Raw genomic sequence first — 4,431 nt, forward strand, 5'->3', positions numbered from 1 at the left:
GAGATCGGCGACGCCCTCAAGGGCCTCGGCGGCGCCATCGGCAACATCGCCCCGTCGGCCGGCGGCGGCTCCACGCCCAAGACCAGCACGACGAAGCGCGAAGCACCGCCGATCGACTGACCGCCGCCCTCTGGTGCATGATCGGCAGGACCGTTCCTGCCGATCATGCACGGAGGAGCCCGTATGAACCTCTGGGAAGCCGTCGCCGTCCTCGCCGCGGGGGTCGGCGCAGGCGCGATCAACACCATCGTCGGGTCCGGGACCCTCCTCACCTTCCCGGTGCTGCTCGCCTTCGGACTGCCGCCCGTCACGGCCAACGTCTCCAACAGCCTGGGCCTGGTGCCCGGTTCGCTCAGCGGCGCCTTCGGCTACCGCCGTGAGCTCGCCGGCCAGCGGCGCCGCCTGCTGGGCTTAGGGCTCACCGCCCTCATCGGCGGACTGGGCGGCGCGATCCTGCTGCTGGCGCTGCCCGCCAAGACCTTCCAGACGATCGTCCCCGTACTGATCGCCCTCGCGCTCGTCCTCGTCATCGCCCAGCCCACCCTCGCCGCCCGGCTCCGCGCCCGCCACGAACGGAACGGCACCACCGCCCACCCCGACGGCGGCCCCGCCCTGCTCGTCGGTCTGCTGCTGACCAGCGTCTACGGCGGCTACTTCGGCGCCGCGCAGGGGGTGATCCAGCTGTCGCTGATGGGTCTGCTGCTCCACCACGAGGACCTCCAGCGCATCAACGCCCTCAAGAACGTCCTGGTCGCCATCGTCAACGGCGTCGCGGCGGTCTTCTTCCTCTTCGTCGCCACCTTCGACTGGGCAGCCGTCGCCCTGATCGCCGTCGGCTCCACCCTCGGCGGCCTGCTCGGCGCGCGGGCCGGCCGCCGGCTGCCGCCCGCCGCGCTGCGCGCCGTCATCGTCCTCGTGGGCCTGCTGGCCATCGTCAAACTCCTCCTGGACTAACCCTTCCTGGAGCAACTCCGCCTGGAACAAGAGGAGTTCAACGACTGTCGCAGTTTCGCCGGAGACCAGGCCGGTTACGCCGGCAGCGCCAGCCAGTCAGGAAGCCCGTCCCGTACAGCCACCCCCAGAGTCGCCAGCAGCGCGTCCGCCGGTGTCGGTTCGAACGGCCGCCGCAGCAGCCGCATCCCCGCCTGCTCGGGCGTACGGTCCGCTTTGCGGTGGTTGTCCTCCGCACACGAGGCGACGGTATTCAGCCAGGTGTCCCCACCGCCGCGCGACCGCGGCACGACGTGATCCACCGTCATCGCCCGGCGCCCGCAGTACGCGCACCGGTGCTGGTCACGCACCAGCACACCCCGCCGCGACCAGGGCGCCCGTCTTCGGAACGGCACCCGTACGTACCGGCTCAACCTGATCACCTGCGGCACCGGGACATCCACCGACGCGGCGCGGATCCGCAGCCCCGGGTGCGCGTGCTCGACAACGGCCTTGTCCTCCATGACCAGCACCACCGCACGCCGCAGCGACACCGTCGCCAGCGGCTCGAAGCTCGCGTTCAGCACCAGCGTCTCGCGCATCCTGCCCACCTCCCGGACCCGCTCCGCCCCCGTGGCGAAGTTGCTCCACTGTGCAGCGGCAGGTATTCCCCGAACAACGCAATTTCCGCATGCCACAAGGGAAATGGAGCGTGATCGCAAGATGAAGACGAGGCGATCCGGACGGCACCCCGCGCACCGGACGGCGGCACCCCGCACCCCGGAACAGGGCACAAAAAGATCGCTCCGGGTCCCACCCCCGTGAACATCTGGGACCCGGAGCGAACGACAGCCGACGAGGACACCCGACACGAGGAAGGGCTCCGGCAAACGGCGGACGACACACCTGCGCCCCGCCGCTCCCGCCACTGCGGTACCAGCTGCCCGACGCCCTGATGAAGGGGCGGCGGCTCGGGTACCACTCTGCGTGCGAGAAGCGCCGGGGCGCAACGGATTTTCCGGGTCAGCCCGCGGCCGGCACCTCGTACTCGGCGATCAGCTGGGCCCGTCCGACGGCGTGGAACCGCAGCTGGAACCCCACCACCGCGGGCGAGGCGTCCGCGTCCGGACCGAGTTTCTCCTGGTCCACCGCGTACACCGTGAACACATAGCGGTGCGGACCGTCCCCGGGCGGCGGCGCCGCACCTCCGAAGTCCCGCGTCCCGTAGTCGTTACGGACATGAACGGCACCCTCGGGCAGCCCCTTCATGTCCCCGGAACCCGCACCGGCCGGCAGCTCCGTCACCGACGCCGGAATGTCGAACAGCACCCAGTGCCAGAAGCCACTGCCCGTCGGCGCGTCCGGGTCGTAGCAGGTGACGGCGTAGCTCTTCGCCCCCGCGGGAGCCCCCTCCCACCGCAGCTGCGGCGAACGGTTCCCCTGGGCGAAGACCTGCTCCGGACGGAGCGTCCCGCCCGGCTCCACCTCATCGCTCGACACCGTGAACTCCGGCACCGGCGGATGAAAATCGTGCGGGAGCGGCCGCCGCTTCAGCTCGGACACTGCAACACCTCCTGGTCGCTGGCTGACACTCTGTCGGGCCAGGTTAGAGCCAGCTCCGCTTCCCGCCGACCTCGGCCAGCCACTGGTTGAGGTACGCCGCCCAGTCGGTCCCCTCGAAGTCGTTCAGCCCCACCGTGAACGACCGGTAGGTGTCCGAGCCCTCGGAGAACAGCCCCGGCTTCTTGTCCATCTCCAGCACGACGTCCATCTCCCGGTCGTCCGCCACGAAGGACAGCTCGACCTGGTTCAGCCCCCGGTACTGCTGCGGGGCGTGGAACTCGATCTCCTGGTAGAACGGCAGCCGCTGCCGCGTCCCCCGGATGTGCCCCTGCTCCAGGTCGGCGGACTTGAAGCGGAAGCCGAGCCGCCCGAACGCGTCCAGAATCGCCTGCTGTGCCGGCAGCGGATGCACGTTCACCGGGTCGAGGTCCGTAGAGTCCACCGCCCGCGCGATCGCCAGCTCGGTCGTCACCCCGACACTCATCCCGGACAGGTGCGTGCCCAGGAACGTGGTCACCGGCGTCTCCCAGGGGATCTCCAGCCCGAACGGCACGGTGTGCGCCGCACCCGGCTGCACCTGGAACGCGCCGCCCAGCTGCACCCTGGTGAACTCGACGTCCCGCTTGTGCTCCCCGTCGCTGCTCTCCACCTCCACCCGCGCCTGCAACCCCACGGACAGCTTCTGGATGTCCTGGGCCACCGACCCGCCCTGAATCCGCACCTCACCCTGTACGACCCCACCGGGGACGACGTTCTCCTCGAAGAGCACCGTCTCCACCGCCGCGCCTCCGGCTCCCAGGCTCGCCAGCAGCTTCTTGAATCCCATGCTCGTCCTCCCCAGGCCCAGCGCCTGTGCTCATCGACTTGCCTGCCGGGACGCTCTCCCGGTCCGGAGCGCACCGCCTCCGGTGACGCGCTCCGTGCGCAGTGCCCACGGCAGTGCGCTCCCTGCGCCCGTGCCGTCTACGACCGTGGAACCGCGCAGGACGGTTCCACGGCCCACACCTTCCCAACCCCGACGCCCTCCTGGCCAGCCGCCAACCGTGTCGACTCCACTACCCTCGGGCCGCATGACCGACGTACCGGAACGAATGCCGCTCAGCCGCGACTTCTTCTCCCGTCCCGTCGTGGAAGTGGCCCCTGACCTGCTGGGCCGCACTCTCGTACGCACCACACCCGACGGCCCGATCGAGCTCCGGCTGACCGAGGTCGAGGCGTACGACGGCGAGAACGACCCCGGCTCCCATGCCTACCGGGGCCGCACCGCACGCAACGCGACCATGTTCGGCCCGCCCGGCCACGCGTACGTCTACTTCATCTACGGCATGTGGTTCAGCCTCAACGCGGTCTGCTGCCCCGAAGGCCGGGCCGGCGGGATCCTCCTGCGCGCCGGCGAGATCCTCACCGGTGCCTCTCTGGCCGCCGCCCGCCGCCCCAAGGCGCGTACGGTCACCGAACTGGCCAAGGGCCCGGCCCGTCTGGCCACTGCCCTCGATATCGACCGCGGCCTCGACGGCGCGGACCTGTGCCAGGGCGGCGCCGCTCCGCTCACCCTGCTCCACGGCGACCCGCCCGGCCCCGAACTGGTGCGCAACGGCCCGCGCACCGGTGTCGGCGGAGACGGCGCCGATCACCCCTGGCGCTACTGGATCGACGGCGACCCGACCGTCAGCCCCTACCGCCGGCACGTCCCCCGACGCCGCGCCACCAGCACGACTTGACTCTGTATCGTCAACCGCCTAACGTGGCCCGAGCCGCTGGAGACGGGCAGCGCTATCTGCGCAGACCGCCGGGCGGCGAAACCCACTACTTCTCACGACTTCCCTGACGGGTCGTCTTCGGCGTTGCCGGAAATTCGACTCGTCGGCTCGATTATGAGTCGGCAGGGAAAACCGCTAAAGTAGTGAACGCCGAAAGGGCAGCGAAAAAGTCGCTCCG

At 70.4% G+C, this 4,431-nt stretch carries 5 protein-coding genes; 2 read left to right on the top strand and 3 right to left on the bottom strand.

Going from position 1 to position 4,431, the window contains the following annotated elements; genetic code table 11:
• Nucleotides 1-183 precede the first annotated feature (183 nt).
• Nucleotides 184-954: a sulfite exporter TauE/SafE family protein gene (locus tag AZE13_RS18615; RefSeq protein ID WP_066932657.1), complete on the top strand. Its 771-nt coding sequence runs from the start codon at nt 184-186 to the stop codon at nt 952-954.
• Between the two features lie 74 nt (nt 955-1,028).
• Here AZE13_RS18615 and AZE13_RS18620 read toward each other — a convergent pair whose 3' ends face one another.
• The 3 genes from AZE13_RS18620 to AZE13_RS18630 form a co-directional block, all read right to left on the bottom strand.
• Nucleotides 1,029-1,532: an HNH endonuclease gene (locus AZE13_RS18620; RefSeq protein WP_066932660.1), complete on the bottom strand. Its 504-nt coding sequence runs from the start codon at nt 1,530-1,532 to the stop codon at nt 1,029-1,031.
• 421 nt (nt 1,533-1,953) lie between these two features.
• Nucleotides 1,954-2,493 carry a YbhB/YbcL family Raf kinase inhibitor-like protein gene (locus AZE13_RS18625; RefSeq protein ID WP_066932663.1) on the bottom strand — a complete coding sequence of 180 codons (540 nt, stop codon included), beginning with the start codon at nt 2,491-2,493 and terminating at the stop codon, nt 1,954-1,956.
• A 43-nt stretch (nt 2,494-2,536) separates the two neighbouring features.
• Entirely contained in the window at nt 2,537-3,319 is a 783-nt protein-coding gene (locus tag AZE13_RS18630; RefSeq protein ID WP_066932673.1) for a sporulation protein, read from the bottom strand.
• A 244-nt stretch (nt 3,320-3,563) separates the two neighbouring features.
• On the opposite strand from AZE13_RS18630, the gene AZE13_RS18635 reads away from it, so the two are divergent.
• A complete protein-coding gene (locus tag AZE13_RS18635) occupies nt 3,564-4,214 on the top strand; it encodes a DNA-3-methyladenine glycosylase (protein WP_066932680.1) in 651 nt (216 codons plus the stop codon).
• Nucleotides 4,215-4,431 lie beyond the last annotated feature (217 nt).

Origin of the sequence: Streptomyces sp. NBRC 110611 (assembly GCF_001590865.1) — a bacterium.
Lineage (GTDB): Bacteria > Actinomycetota > Actinomycetes > Streptomycetales > Streptomycetaceae > Streptomyces.